The organism is Luteolibacter sp. Y139 (genome assembly GCF_038066715.1).
Classification (GTDB): Bacteria; Verrucomicrobiota; Verrucomicrobiia; order Verrucomicrobiales; family Akkermansiaceae; genus Haloferula; species Haloferula soli.
The window spans coordinates 23,542-37,639 of sequence record NZ_JBBUKT010000004.1; the positions used below are offsets into that span (position 1 = coordinate 23,542).

The 14,098-nt window shown below is 62.5% G+C and carries 10 protein-coding genes; 5 read left to right on the forward strand and 5 right to left on the reverse strand.

Going from position 1 to position 14,098, the window contains the following annotated elements; translation table 11 throughout:
• Positions 1 to 118: 118 nt before the first annotated feature.
• From eboE to WKV53_RS11330, 4 genes are all read right to left on the reverse strand, one after another.
• A complete protein-coding gene (gene eboE, locus WKV53_RS11315) occupies positions 119 to 1,264 on the reverse strand; it encodes a metabolite traffic protein EboE (RefSeq protein ID WP_341404698.1) in 1,146 nt (381 codons plus the stop codon).
• A 52-nt stretch (positions 1,265 to 1,316) separates the two neighbouring features.
• The gene (locus WKV53_RS11320; protein WP_341404699.1) at positions 1,317 to 1,868 is read right to left on the reverse strand and encodes a GNAT family N-acetyltransferase; all 552 of its coding nucleotides are present in this window, start codon (positions 1,866 to 1,868) and stop codon (positions 1,317 to 1,319) included.
• Positions 1,869 to 1,918: 50 nt separating this feature from the next.
• A complete protein-coding gene (locus WKV53_RS11325) occupies positions 1,919 to 2,680 on the reverse strand; it encodes a class I SAM-dependent methyltransferase (protein WP_341404700.1) in 762 nt (253 codons plus the stop codon).
• Positions 2,681 to 2,769: 89 nt separating this feature from the next.
• Positions 2,770 to 6,945: a beta strand repeat-containing protein gene (locus WKV53_RS11330; protein ID WP_341404701.1), complete on the reverse strand. Its 4,176-nt coding sequence runs from the start codon at positions 6,943 to 6,945 to the stop codon at positions 2,770 to 2,772.
• Positions 6,946 to 7,153: 208 nt separating this feature from the next.
• Between WKV53_RS11330 and WKV53_RS11335 the strand changes: the two genes are divergently transcribed.
• Positions 7,154 to 8,149 carry an MBL fold metallo-hydrolase gene (locus WKV53_RS11335; protein WP_341404702.1) on the forward strand — a complete coding sequence of 332 codons (996 nt, stop codon included), beginning with the start codon at positions 7,154 to 7,156 and terminating at the stop codon, positions 8,147 to 8,149.
• Between the two features lie 16 nt (positions 8,150 to 8,165).
• On the opposite strand, the gene WKV53_RS11340 is transcribed toward WKV53_RS11335, so the two are convergent.
• Positions 8,166 to 8,600 (reverse strand): hypothetical protein, encoded by a 435-nt coding sequence (locus tag WKV53_RS11340; RefSeq protein ID WP_341404703.1) that lies wholly within the window; start codon positions 8,598 to 8,600, stop codon positions 8,166 to 8,168.
• A 127-nt stretch (positions 8,601 to 8,727) separates the two neighbouring features.
• On the opposite strand from WKV53_RS11340, the gene WKV53_RS11345 reads away from it, so the two are divergent.
• The 4 genes from WKV53_RS11345 (at position 8,728) to WKV53_RS11360 (ending at position 14,071) form a co-directional block, all read left to right on the forward strand.
• On the forward strand, positions 8,728 to 9,432 hold the full coding sequence (locus WKV53_RS11345; RefSeq protein ID WP_341404704.1) for a hypothetical protein: 705 nt from the start codon (positions 8,728 to 8,730) through the stop codon (positions 9,430 to 9,432).
• Positions 9,429 to 10,277, forward strand: a complete 849-nt coding sequence (locus WKV53_RS11350) for a fructosamine kinase family protein (RefSeq protein ID WP_341404705.1) — start codon at positions 9,429 to 9,431, stop codon at positions 10,275 to 10,277. The genes WKV53_RS11345 and WKV53_RS11350 overlap by 4 nt, the downstream gene beginning before the upstream one ends.
• Before the next feature lie 129 nt (positions 10,278 to 10,406).
• Positions 10,407 to 11,975 carry a sugar porter family MFS transporter gene (locus WKV53_RS11355; protein ID WP_341404706.1) on the forward strand — a complete coding sequence of 523 codons (1,569 nt, stop codon included), beginning with the start codon at positions 10,407 to 10,409 and terminating at the stop codon, positions 11,973 to 11,975.
• Entirely contained in the window at positions 11,972 to 14,071 is a 2,100-nt protein-coding gene (locus WKV53_RS11360) for a DUF2961 domain-containing protein (RefSeq protein WP_341404707.1), read from the forward strand. The genes WKV53_RS11355 and WKV53_RS11360 overlap by 4 nt, the downstream gene beginning before the upstream one ends.
• Positions 14,072 to 14,098 lie beyond the last annotated feature (27 nt).

Sequence of the window (14,098 nt, forward strand, 5' to 3'; positions counted from 1 at the left end):
TCGTTACGGGAGGCGATTCCACCTCCTCTAACCCGACAGCAATTTTCTCGCGGGGCTCAACAATCTGTCATGCGCCCTCGCCTGAGGTCCGATCATGGCTAGACCTCGTCCGGTCGGATCAGGCGTCCGAGCCGAGCACCCAGCGATACTCCGCGGCGATTTGTTCCTCTACTGGCCGTTGCATCTCTGTGGGCAGCACTCCCCAGGTGTAGGTTTCGATTTCCCAGTGGGAGCAGAGGTCCGGCACTTCTTCGGCGAGCTTCAGTGCGTCGCGGGAGTGTTGGCGGGTGGACTTGAGCGGTTCGGCCGGCTCGGCATCGAGCGGGATGTGGAAGTGGACGCGCCATTGTTCGGCATCGCGGCCGTCGGGAGTCTCGAGCGAAGCGAGGCCGTAGGGAAGATCGGTGAAGCGCTCGATGCGGCCGTCGGGGTGGCGGGCGAGCACCTGGTGGAGGAAGGTCGGCTCGTCGAAGGCGCTGATGGCCGACACTGCTTCCGGGATGCGGGGGTCGAGCGCGAGGGCGGCGGAGAGGTGGATCTTCGAGAGCCGCAGGCCTTCGCCGCGCAGGGCATTGAGCGAAGTACGAGCATCCTCGTACTGGAGGGCGAAGTGGCAGCAGTCGTAGTTGATGCCGATGCGTCGCTTGATCTGCTCGTGGTCCGGTGCGGCATCGAGCAGTCGATCGAAGAAGCGCAGGGTTTCCTCGGTGTTTTCGAAATGCCCACGCGGCTCGGGCTCCATGCCGAGATGGAGGTCGCGGCCGGAGACGTCGCTGAGGGCATCGAGGAAGGCGGCGAGCTCGATGAGTTGGCCGTGGATGAGCGACTCATCCGCTTCGAATTCCTTGAAGGAGCCGGGCAGGGTGGAGACGGAGCCTTCGATGCCTTCTGGCACCAGCTCGGAGATGATGGTGAAAAGTTCCTTGGTGTATTCCAGGCGGGCAGGATCGGTCCAATCCGGGCGGAAGACATTGCGCTTCACCGGGGTGCCGGCGCGGAAGTCGCCGTAAGGGAAGCCATTCAGGCTGCAGACATAGGCATTTTCCGCGGCGAGCCAATCCTTGAAGCCAAGAAGATAGTCGCCTGTTAGCAATTCGGCGGCGGCCTTGGCGGAGAGACGCAGGCCGATGGCGTAGGGTTGGCCCGGAGACAACAAATCACGGACGCGCAGCGCGTGAAGATCGAGGGCCCGGAAGGTACTCGCCCAGTCCTCGGCGGGGTGAATGTTCGTGCAGTAGGCGAGGTGACCGTGAGGAAAGCGCATGGGGGAAGAATGGGCGATTTCCGGGATGCTGCAAGGGGGGAAGGCTGCAGGCTCAGCCCTCAGGAATCCAGAACCTCAACAGGTCCGCCCGTTGATCCTCAAAGACGCCGCCATTCGCCTCGATCACCCGGCGCGAGGCCACGTTTTCCGGGTGGCAGGTAATCAAAACCCTGCCGATGCCGAGCTTGCGTGCCTTGGGGAGCACCGCCGCGAGCATCCGCGTGGCATGACCCTCGCGCCGCCGGGAGCGCCTCACGTCATAGCCAATGTGTCCGCCTGCCTCCAGAAGCCTGGCATTCAGCTCGTGTCGCACCGCGATGCGGCCGATGAATTCATCGCCCTCCGTCCACCACCACGTGGTGGAGCAGACGAACTTTTCATGGGGTGGTGTGTGGCGCACTGCCGCCAGCTTCGCGAGGAAGGCCGCGAAGCCTTCAGGGGTCCTCCACGAGGGGCCGAAGCGCTCCATGTCCTTGCCGATCATGCTGTCGTCCCCGCAACGTCCTTCGGCGGCGAATTCCTCCATCGCCGCGATGAAGGACCGTTGGAAACGTGCCGAGGGTAGCATGAGTTTCGGCCTGCTCTTTTTGGGCGGAGGAGCCATCGTGGGGAGCTTGGGTGGTCTCTCCATGCTCTGCCAGAGGAAAGCTGCCGTTACCTTGCCCGGGCTACGACGGTGACGATCTGCGCTTCATCATCGACCGGAAGTTCGGGGTCGAAGTCGGCGAGGGCGTGGACGGCTTCGAAGCCGGACTTTTCGAGCAGACCCCGGAGCTGGCGTGGGGTGAACCAACGGAGGGCCTGCGTGGAGAGGTGCTCAGCCGCAACCGAGCCGCCGGCGTCGAGGAGTTCGTAGCGGTGCTCGCGGATGAGAACGCGGTTCTTGCGGTCGAGCTTGTGACAGGTGTGCACGGCAGCGCTGCGGCCATCCGGCAGGTTGGTACGATGATCCTCGTACCATTCTCCCTCCGGGAGCTCGCGATGGAGCTCGGCCATCGGGATGAAGACGCTCAGGTAGAGGAGGCCGTCTTTTTCCAACAACCGGTGGAAGTGGGCGAGTGCCGCGGCGGGATCCGGTGCGAGCTGGAAGGTGAAGGCAGGTAGCAACAGCGAGTGATACTTCTTGCCGGGGTCGAAGACGGTCATGTCGCCCTCGTGGAGGATCGGATCGAGCGCAAGGGCTTCCGCGGATTTCTTGCAGAGATCTAGCATCTCACGGGAGAGCTCCAGACCTTCCACGATGTGGCCCTTTTGCAGCAGGGGCAGGAGCAGCCTGCCGGAGCCGCAGCCAATCTCCAGCGACGTGCCGGGATGGCCGCGCAGCAATTCATCCAGCATGGCGAGCTCGACCGGTTCGCCTTCATCCGCCCAGAAGGCATCGTGCAGCAGGGCTTCGAGAGAGGTGTAGGCGCTCACGGGCGGAGCTTGGCGGTGGGAACTGGGAAAAGAAAAGCCCGCACCGCGCGGTGGCGGTGCGGGCTGTGAAGCGGATCGTTACCAAACGATCAGCTGGCGGGATCGATCACCACGCGCATGTATTCCCGCGGATCACCGGTGATCGGGCCGGGGCTGCGGAAGGTGCGGTAGGTCCAGCCGGTTTGCAGGGCGGGAAGCCCGGTTTGGATGGTGGTGGCGTCTGCGCCGGTGACTTCGCTCACCTGAAGGTTCCAAGTGCCGGTGTCATCGCTGGCCTGGATGTGGTAGAGGACGCCATCGGCTGTGCCGGTCAATTCGGTGGTGCCGGTGAAGCTCACTCCGGTGCGCACCGGCAGGGTGATCGTGAGCGCCTGCTGGCCGCCGACGGTTCCGACCTTGCCGACCACTTTGCCGGAGGAGGTTCCGGACAAGGCGGTGCTGTTCAATGCGAACTCCATGAGGTTGATCTGGCCGTCCTTGTCGGGATCGGCGGTCGGGTCATTGTTCGCCGGAGTCAGTCCTTCGGCGGTGGCCCACGAGCTGTATGCGGACACCGCGCCAGCGGTGTAGACGAGCTGGATGGTGTTTGCGCTCATCTGGACTGCCCAGGTGCCGGTTCCGGGGAAGCCGGTGGCATCGATCTGGATGGCCGCGGGATCGAAGCCGGTGATGGGCGAGGTGGAGGTGGCGATGGTCAGGGTCTTGTTCGTTTCGGTGAAGCCGGTGGGTGTGCCGGTGGGATGGATGACCAGCTTGTTCAAGGGCGTGGCGGTGATCACCAGGGAATTGGCCGTCAGGTGATCCCAGTCGGTGCCGAGGGTGGTGCCGGCCCAATTGGCAATCTCGACCACGTAGTCGGAGTCGGGTGTGAAGGTCACGGTGCCGCTGGAGGTCAGGTTCCCGGTCAGAGGGTTGACGCCACCGGGGTTAACGGTGCCATTGACGGTGGTGTTGCCGATGGTGCCGAAGCCGCCGATGGAGCCATTGGCATTCACCAGCAGCGTGCCGCCGAGGTTGCCGTGGACACGCATCGCGCCGGCATTGATCGTGGTGCCGCCGGTGTGGGTGGCAGTGCAAGCGGCGTCAAGCACCAGAGCGCCGTCGCCGTTCTTGATCAGAGTGCCGACGACTTCGGCCGGGTCGCTGTTGATGTAGTTCGCGAGGTCCGGAGCGACCGTGGTGATGGTGCCGGCGCCGATGTTAAACGTGCGGGTGCCATTGAGGCGGACGACGTTCAGCTTCGTCCCGGTGTAGCCGCCATTGCTGAAGGACATGTTGCCCGTGGTGGTGACGTCGCCGGAGAGGTTGAGGATGGCATCGAATTCCGCGGTGTTGAATTTCACCTGAACATCGCCGGCGCTGGCGGTGATGCCGCCGGCTCCGACGTTCATGATGGAGGTATTGGAACCGGCCGCCACGCGCAGGATCGCGGTCGGAGAGGTCATCACCACGGCGTTGACGTTGGCGGTGTTGTTGCTGGCGACGCCGAGAATGCCTTGGTTGATGGTGCCGGTATTGGTGACGGTGGCGTTGTTTCTCAGGATGAGCTGGGTGGTCGCGACCGAGCCGTTGACGATGGCATTGGCGAAGGTTTCCTTGCCCGGCGTGCCGGGGATGGAGTCGGCGCTGCTGCCCAGAGCACTGATCGTGGCGGTGTCAGGGATCTGCTCGTCGGCGAGGATGTTCAGCACGCCGGTTCCGGTGATGGCGACATTGCCGCCCACGGCATTGACCGAGGCCGACTTGGAGAGCTGCAGCGTGCCGTTGCTGACGGTGGTGAGGCCGGTGTTGGTATTGGCGATCGCGCTGCCCGAGATGATGACCGTGCCCCCGGCTGCTTCCAGTTCGCCGCTGCCGGAGACCGCGTCGTTGATAGACCCGCCGGCGGGGAAGCGCACCTTGCCGCCGGTGATCGCCAAGGGCCCGTTGATCGAGGTGGAGACCGGGAAGCTCATGGTGCCTGCTTGCGCCTTCTCCAGGATGCCTAGACCGGAGAGCGTATTCGAGAAGTCGTAGTTGTCCGGCCGGTTGAGCAAGAGCCTGCCGGAGTTGTCGATGTTACCGGCAACCTGACCCGCGCCGGCAGTGACGCCGTCGCCGAGACGAAGGGTGCCAGCCTCGATGACGGTGCCCCCGGAGTAGTCATTGGGGGTGGTATTGGCGAGAGTGAGCGTGCCGGTGCCTTTCTTGGAGAGGCGGGCGAAGCCGGTCAGCTTGCCGCTGCCATTGAACGTGTAGTCCTTTGCCGTGTTGTCCACGACCACCTCCGTGGGGGAAAGGGTAGTGGTGAGGTTGACCGTGCCGGTGCCAGTGGCGGTGTCATCGAAGTTGACGGAGTCGGCGGCGGAGGTGCCCTGAATGTAGCGCGTGGAGGCATTGGTGACCGTTGTCTTCCAGTTCGCGGTGCCTGAGCCTCCCAAGCCATCGGGATCGATGTCCCAATTGTCGGAGAGGTTGCCATTCCACTTTACCTCTTCGGAGGAGGAGATCGTGAGGCTGATTTGCGATCCGGAATTGGTCAGCGAACCGGCGGTGCGGGTCGGCAGGACGAGATTGAGACCGGAGACCGCTGTGCCCGCATAGCCCGTGTAGTCGGCGAGCGCGAATGTTCCAGGGGTAAGATTGCTACCGGCGATCTTGATGGTGGACGGTCCATTGAAGGTCAGTGCGCCGACCGAAAGCAAGGGGCTGAGTGGATTGCCCGAGGTGCCGTAGTCGAACTGAAGGGTGCCGCCCGTGGTGGAACCGACGGTGACATTTCCCGTGATCAAGGTAGGGCCGCTGCCTTCGTAGAGGGCCCCGTAGGTGGCTCCGTCGGCGACAGTGACCGCGGTGACGCCGGTTTGATCGGGGGTGGCTACCAGAGTGCCGCCGCTGACCGTGGTGGCACCGGTGTAGTTGTTGAATCCGGTCAGGCGGAGCAGGCCGGGGCCGGTCTTGGTGACGTTGGTGACGGCGGCTGGCAGTGTGGTCCCATTCGTGATCGCACCGGAGAATTCGCCGGCACCCACTGTGATGGTTGCGGCGGCGGTGGTGCTGGAATTGGTCACGGTTCCAGAGCCTTGGAGTTTCCCGAGCTGGACGCCGACGCCGTTGACTTGAAGGACATTGAGGTCGCCGACGTTCCAAGTCGCGGCGGCGCTGCCTGAGTTGGCAGTGCCGAGTCGCAGGCTGCGGTTGCCGCTGGCACCGTTCAGCGTGATCGTCCCGGAGTAGCCGCTGCTGTCACCGGCAAGCCGCCAGTAGCCATTGGCGCCGGTGGCGGTGTTGAGATAGGTGATGTTGCCGGAGCCTGTCAGGGTGCCGGTGAGGTTTGCGCCGTTGGCTGGATTGCCGCCGCCCGCGACCCGGACGGTAGTCGCTCCATTGACCGAGATGTTGCCGGTGGTGTTGTTCGGGCCGGTGGAGTCGGTCTGGAAGCTGAGGCCGGAATTGGCATTGAGGGTGATATTGCCGCTCTGGGTAGCGGAAAGGCCATCGGTATTGGTCCGGATGCTGAAGATGCCGCCATTCACGGTGACCGGGGCGGCGCATGCCATGGATACTCCCCCCGTGCCGCTGTTCGCCTGGATCCGCAGCGTGCCGCTGCTGACGATCAGGTTGACGTTGTTATTGATCGTGGTGACCCGGCTGGAACCGCCTTGAATGGTGAAGAAGTCATTCCCGGAATTGATCGTTCCGTTGCTGATCGTGTAGCCGCTGGTGATTGTGATCTGACCGGCTCCGGTGGTGGTCAGGGTGTTGCCGTTGAGATTGACCGGGACCGCCGCCGCCTGAGCGATGAAAACGATGTCTTCCCCGTTGTTGGACCCGGTCGGATTCACGTTGGTGTTGGCGTTGGCTACGTTCCAGGTCTGGCTGGCTCCGAGCGTCAGCTTGGACTGGCCGTAGAACGTCTGGAAAGCGGTCGAGGCATCGATGCCTCCGGCTCCGATCGTCAAGGTGTTGGCGGAACTGGTGTTCTGAAATCCGACAAAACGAGTGGCTTGGTTCCTGGTGCCTCCGACATTGGTGATTTTGATTCCTTGGACACTGAGATCTGCGCCCATTTGAGAGAGTGCGGTTGCGGCAGATGCCGTGTCCGCGAAGGTGCTATTCCAGAGCATCACGTCGCTGGTTCCGGGGACGGCGCCGGCGGCATCCCATGCGCCGCCGAGATTCAGGGCGGTATTGTTGAAGAGCTTTGGCAGTTCTGCGCCTTGGGAGATGGCCTGAAGGCAGAAAAGGAGGCAATAGGTGTAGTTTGGGTACAATGGGGTTTTCATGGGTCTTTTGCGTTCTGGAAAAAGGGAATTGGGTTTCCTTTTTCCAATCTCTTGCATGCAAATCTTTGCAGCCGGTCGTGTCTAGCTGAAACGGGAGGTTTTTGTATGACAACTCGTTGTCTGCCAAAAGAGATCGTTTCGTACGCCTGTCGCCTTTTAAGGGCGGAAGCCCGCTTGACAGGGAGGGGCCCGGTTCCTTGCCTGCCGCATGGCCATCCGCTTCCGGGTGCTCGGCGCGGCCGGGTCTGACAACGCGCTGCACGTGGAGATCGATAGCGGGCATGCGGTGAGCCGTCTGCTCTTCGACTGCGGGGAGGGTTGTCTAGGAGCACTGGCGCCGTCGGATGTGCTGGCGATCGATCACGTCTTTTTCTCGCACTTCCACATGGATCATGTGGCGGGCTTTGACGGGTTTTTCCGGATGAATTTCGCCCGCGAGGGGAACAACAACCGAATCTGGGGGCCGCCGGGGACCGGGAAGATCTTGCATCACCGCTTCCGCAGCTACCTGTGGAATCTCCACGAGAATCTCGGCGCGACCTGGCGCGTCTCGGAGATCGGAGAGACAGAGGTCCAGACGTGGCGTCATGAGCTGCCGGAGGCGTTCGAAACCGCTCACGAGGAAGCTGCGATGGTGCGGGAAGGGCGGGTAATTCTGGAGGAAGAGGATTTCATCGTGGAGGCGATGGCGCTGGATCACCTGACGGTGAGCATGGCCTACAAGGTCACGGAGAAGACCCGGTGGAACATTGATCCGGAGCGGCTGGCCGCGCTCGGGATGAGGCCGGGTGCGTGGCTGAAGTCGTTGAAGGATCCGGTGGCCCTGCCGGATGATGCAATGGTGGAAGGGCGGCGGGCGGGGGAGCTGCGGGCGGAGCTATTGGTCGCGACGCCGGGGGACTCGGTGGCGTATTTGACGGACTTCCTTTTGGATGAGGCGGCGGCGGCGAAATTGGTGCCGTGGCTGAGCGGGTGCGGTCACGTGGTGTGCGAGTCCCAGTACCGCGTGGCGGATGTGGAGCTGGCGCAGAAGAACTATCACATGACGTCTGCCCAGGTGGCGACGCTGGCGCGGGATGCAGGGGTGAAGGAACTCGTGCTATTTCACGTGTCCGGGCGCTATGTGGCCGAGGAACGGGCGGCGCTGTTAGAAGAGGCGCGGGAGGTGTTTCCCGGGGCTCGGTTTCCGGAGGGGTGGATGTGAGGAGCGTGGACACTCCTTAGCCGCAGAGCTCATCCTGTCGGGCGAGCAGTACCTTGAGTTGCTGGATTTCCTCGCTCCTCGCGATCATGCGGTCGGCGGCTTCGCCGACTTTCACGGCGGCCTCGCGCTGGGCTTCGAGGGTGGCCAGCTTGGCGACATGCTCGCGCAGGCGGATCAGGCGCTGTTCGGCGGCATCGGACTTCGGTTCGTCGCCGAGGCGCGACCACGCTTCGACATTGTGGCTGAGGCAGACGAGGCGGGCGGCGAGGTCGTGATGGCCCGCGCGGATTTCCTCCATGAGGCCGCGGCGGCGGTGGATTTCGGAGCGGCGGGCGGCGTCTTTTTCGGGATGGAGCGCCGTGGACTTCGACGGTAGGGCCTCCGAGCGCAGGCGGCTGACCCAGAAGGTTTTCACCTGCTCCACGGTGAGCACGCGGTCGGATGGAGGCACTAGAGGAAAATGGGCCGCCGAAAACGGGGCTAGCGCCGAAAGAAACAGGGGCGCGATGCGAGAGAAGATCATGACCTTGAGACGAGAGGGCCTTGAAGTTCATTCAACGGGCGTCAGTGTCCGCGGCGTGAGCGAGCCGACTGGAGTGACGCGCGAGGCCCCGTGGCGGGCCGGCCTGCGTGCGGTGCGGGCCAACGTGCTGCCCGGACTGATCGTGCAGGGTGCGATGGTGGTGCTGTTGGTGCTCTACTACTTCTATCCGCCGGCGCAGGGCGTGTTTCTGCGGCTGGCGAAGACGAAGGAAGCTTGGGGATTCGGCTACAGCATTCTGGCGGCAGCGATCGCGGGAGCGGTGGTGCCGGAGCTGCTGCGCGTGCTGATCAACCAGCGCGGGCGGGTGCTGGTGAAGAACCTCCGGGAGTTGCTATTCACGGTGCCGTTCTGGGGAGGGATGGGCTTCATCGTGGATGTCTTTTACCGCTGCCAGGCGCAGTGGTTTGGAGACGAGCCGGTGCCCTCGGTGGTGATCCCGCAGGTGCTGGTGGACCAGTTTCTCTATAATCCGCTCTACGCGGCGCCGGTCACCGTGTGGCTGTTCGATTGGAAGAATCGCGGCTACCGGATGACTCGTGATTTCTTTACCGTGCGCTACTACCGGGATCACGTCGTGCCGGCTTTGTTCGCGACGTGGGGCGTGTGGATTCCGGTGGTGACGGTGCTTTATCTGCTGCCGGAGCCGGTGCAGATCCCGCTGTTCTCACTGGCGCTATCGCTGTGGGCGATTCTGTATGCGTGGATGAGCGAGGATCAGGCACGACGTGCTGCGGCATGAGCACCGGGGCCACGCCGGTGGATGAGGGCATCGCGGAATCACTCGGTTCGGCGGTTTGCGAGGCGTCGCCGGTTGGCGGTGGCTGCATTCATCACGCACGGCGGCTGGAACTCGCGGATGGAAGGCGGGTCTTCGTGAAGTCCGGGGCAGGGCAGGCAGCTGCCATGCTTGAGGCGGAGGCGCGGGGATTGGAGCTGCTCGCGCCTCACATTCGCGTGCCGCAATTGCTGGCGAAGGGGGAGATGGGTGGGGTCCATTGGCTCGCGATGGAGTGGCTGGATCTCCGTCCGCTTGATGCATGGACGTGGGAAAATTTCGGGCGGGCGCTGGACGGACTTCATCGGGTCACGCGGCCGATGTGCGGACTCGAGCAGGACAACTTCATCGGCGGCACCCCTCAGGAAAACGGGCCGCTGCGTTCGTGGTGCGAGTTCTTCATCGAGCGCAGGCTCAAGCCGCAGCTCCGGCTGGCCCGCAAGCATCACCTGCCGGAGCGGGAGATCGTAGCGGCTGCGGAGCGTTTGCTGGCGGATCACCATCCGGTGCCGTCCTTGCTTCACGGCGATCTCTGGAGCGGCAATGCTGCGGCGCTGCCGGATGGTGCCGGCGTGGTCTTCGATCCTGCTCCCTACTTCGGCGATGCGGAGACGGACATCGCCATGCTACAGCTTTTCAGTGGTGCTTTGCCCGCGGCCTTCTATCGAGGCTACCAATGGCTGAGTGGCACGCCCGATCGCCGCCGCCGGAGGCTCTACGACCTCTACCACGCGCTCAACCACCTGAACCTCTTCGGGACCAGCTACCTATCGATGGTTCGGCGCTGTTTGGACGAGATGGGTAGCTAGCAATTGATTTTTACAGATTTTGAATCTGTAAGGGCACCTTTGTGCAAAAGGTAAACAGGGATGGATTGCAGGCTGGGGGGCGGGGTCGTCACGTTGGCCATCAGTAAACCCTAGCAGTAACCCTTGAACATGGATAGGCGCCTCTTTCTTTGGTCCATCGTCGCCGCGCTTGCCGGCTTCCTCTTCGGCTTCGATACCGTCGTCATTTCTGGCGCGGAGAAGAAGCTGCAAAGCCTCTGGGATTTGAGTGCCGTGATGCATGGACTGGCGATGGGGTCGGCGCTGTGGGGGACCGTGCTGGGATCGATGGTTGGCGGCTGGCCGACCGATCACTTCGGGCGGAAGAAGACTCTGCTGTGGGTGGGGTCGCTGTTCCTGATCGGCTCGCTGTGGTCGGCCCTCACGAACGAGGTCTATTCCTTCATGGTCGCCCGGTTCATCGGCGGCATTGCGATCGGCATTTCGACGGTCGCGGCACCGCTCTACATCTCGGAGATCTCACCGCCGGCTCACCGCGGTCGGCTTGCGGGGATGTTCCAGTTCAACATCGTCTTCGGCATCTTGGTCGCCTTCGGGTCGAATTACCTGCTCGCGGGTCTCGGTGAGAACTCCTGGCGCTGGATGCTGGGCGTGATGGCAGTGCCATCGGTGATCTACACGCTGGCCTGTCTCGTCATTCCGGAAAGCCCGCGTTGGCTGATCGCTCGCAAGGGTGATCGCGCGCAGGGGGAAGCGGTGCTGAAGCTCATTCATCCTGGCGCCTCCGCTGCGGAGATCGGCGTTCTGGCGGATTCGATGAAGCCCGAGGGACCCCGGCAAACGGCGGGAGGGTTTTGGAGTTCGCGCCTGAAGACGCCGATCCTGCTGGCGTTCCTGATCGCTTTCTTCAACCAGCTCTCCGGGATCAATGCGATCCTCTACTTCGCCCCCCGCATCTTCGGGATGACCGGCAGCGAGAACGCGCTCGCGCAGTCGATCGGAATCGGGATTACCAATCTGATTTTCACCTTCGTGGGGCTTTGGCTGATTGACCGGCTCGGCCGCCGGACACTGCTCTACATCGGGTCATTCGGCTACATCCTCTCACTCGGCTTGTGCGCGACGGCCTTCTTCACGTGGGCTCCTCAATTCCGCGCGGCATCCTCTGCGGTCGATGTGAAGGGTGCGGTCGATTCGTTAGAGACGGCGAATCCGGCTCGCGTGGCAAAAATGCAAGAGGATCTGGCGAAGAAGAAGAGCGCGCTGGTGGCCGCAACTGCTGAGCCAAAGTCGGGAGCGACGCCGGTCACGCTGGCAGACGATGCTTCTCCTGCTTCGGTGAAAGCTGTGGCAAACGAAGTGCTTTCGCAGTCCTCGAAAGCTGCTGGTTCCGGCGGCATGATGGTCTTGATCTGCATCTTCGCGTTCATCGCTTCGCATGCCATTGGCCAGGGAGCTGTGATCTGGGTGTTCATTTCGGAAATTTTCCCGGATCGCTACCGTGCCGCGGGTCAGGCTCTCGGCAGTGCGACGCATTGGGTTTTTGCGGCGGGTCTGACCACCGTCTTCCCCCTGATGATGGCGAAGCTCGCGCCGGGTGTGGTGTTCCTGATCTTCACCGGAATGATGGTGCTTCAATTGATCTGGGTGAAGTTCATGGTGCCCGAGACCAAGGGCGTGCCGCTGGAGGAAATGGAGCAAAAGCTGGGGATCCGATGATCGCTTTCCGTCCATTCTCCGCGCTCCTGATGGTCGGGCTGGTCGCCAGCTCACGGGCGGAGACGCTTTCTTACGGGCAAGTGGTTGATCGGCTCACCAGTCTTGAGCGGCTGGCGTCGCCAGTCATTCTGGGCGAGCGAACCGGTGCTTCGACGAGTCACGATCGCGGCTCGGCGTATGACGCCGCTAGCGGCACCTATCGAAATTGGTCGGCCAACGATGACGGGTTGGGTTTCATCCGGAAAGAAGGCAGTGATCAAGTGATGGTGGACCTCGAAGGTCCGGGCGTGCTGTGGCGGGTGTGGTCGGCCAAGCCTGAGCAGGGGCATATCCGCATCTTTCTGGATGGAAGTACGACGCCCGTCGTGGACAAGTCGTTCCGCAGTTTCTCTGACGATCTCGAAAAGGAGTATCCCGGGCTGGCGATGACCTTGTCGCGAGGCAGGAATGAATTCGTGCCGATCCCTTTTGCGAAGTCGTGCAAGGTGGTGATGAGCGAGGGATGGGGGGCTTACTTTCATGCCACCCACACGCAGTTTTCAAAGGACACGAAGGTTGAAACTTTCGCAGGCTTCACGCCGGAGGTCGCCGCTGTGCTGAAGAAGGCAAGCGAGGCTTGGAGTAAGACGGGCAGCAGCCCTTACTCGGGAGAGAAGGCGTCGAAGAAAGTTGAGACCTTGGAGATTGCCCCGGGCAAGACGCGGGAGATCACGCGGGCTGGAGCGGGTGCCTTGCGGGTTCTGAAGGTGAAGCCGCTCGGGCTGCCGGATGATCACATCAAGCAGGAAGACATCCTTCGCGAGCTGACACTTTCGATTTCCTGGGATGGAGAGAAGAAGCCGAGCGTGTGGGCGCCTCTTGGCGACTTCTTCGCGACCTCCCCGGGGATGAATTCCTTCGAGACGCGGCCGATGGGCTGCGTGGACGGCGAGTTCTATTCCTACTTCTACATGCCGTTTTCGGATGGCATGCGGCTTGTGATCGGGAACGATGGTGATGCGTCACGGAAGGTGGCTATCGAGCTGGAGACGGTGAGCGTCGATGCCGCTGTGGCGGGCAAGTCGCTGCGCTTCCGCGCTGCGTGGCATGGCGATGATTTCACGGGGCTCGATTCGAAACGCTTTGTCTACAAGCGCGGCGACCGTTGGCCGGACTGGCCACTGCTGGTGGTGAATGGACGCGGCCGCTATGTCGGCATGTCCGAGCACGTGTGGAAGTTCGGCGGCTGGTGGGGTGAGGGGGACGAGAAGTTCTTCGTGGATGGCGAGGCGTTTCCTTCGACGATCGGCACCGGTAGCGAGGACTACATCGGCTATGCGTGGGCTGCGGATCCGCCCTTCATCACTTTCAACAGTCCCTCGGCTTCGGTGTCGCGGATCAACCCCGATGCGCAGCAGGACACTTCGGTGTGCCGCTTTCATCTTTGCGATGACGTTCCTTTCGAAAAGGGCTTCCAAGGTTTTATGGAGGTGATGCCGAACCGCGATTGCCGGCCGGCGATTTACGAGGCGTGCGTGTATTGGTACGGAGATTCTAGTAGTGCGAATCCGTATGCTGCCGTGCCGATTGCACAGCGTCGCCACTTGCGCCCGTCCCGTGAGATGAGTCACGTGCTGCCGTCCACTTTCGAGATCATCAAGCCGGGGCCGGGATTGATTGAAGGCGAGAGTATGAATGTGCTTCGCACTGGGTCGGGACGCCATTGGGTGCAGGACATGGGCGGCTTTCCTGATGGCACCTGGAGTGGCGACGCGCATCTCATCTGGACCGAGGGCAAGGCCGGCGATGAGATCGAGATTGAGTTTCCGGTGGGCAAGTCGGGTCGGCAGGAACTTGTCGTGGCTTTCTCGAAGGCTCCTGACTATGGCGTCTTCACGATTTCCGTGGATGGTCAACCGCTTGGAAAGGAGTTCGACTTCTTCGACGACAAGGTGACCAGCACCGGAGAGATTTCGCTAGGAGACTTCAACCTGACCGCAGGCAAGCACGTGCTGACGGCGAAGGCCGTTGGCCGGAATCCGAAATCGCGGCCCGGTGCCACGGGCGCACACGTGTTCGGCTTGGACTACGTCAGGATCAAAGAAGCGAAGCAATGACCATCGCACCCGTTCCGGATCATCACG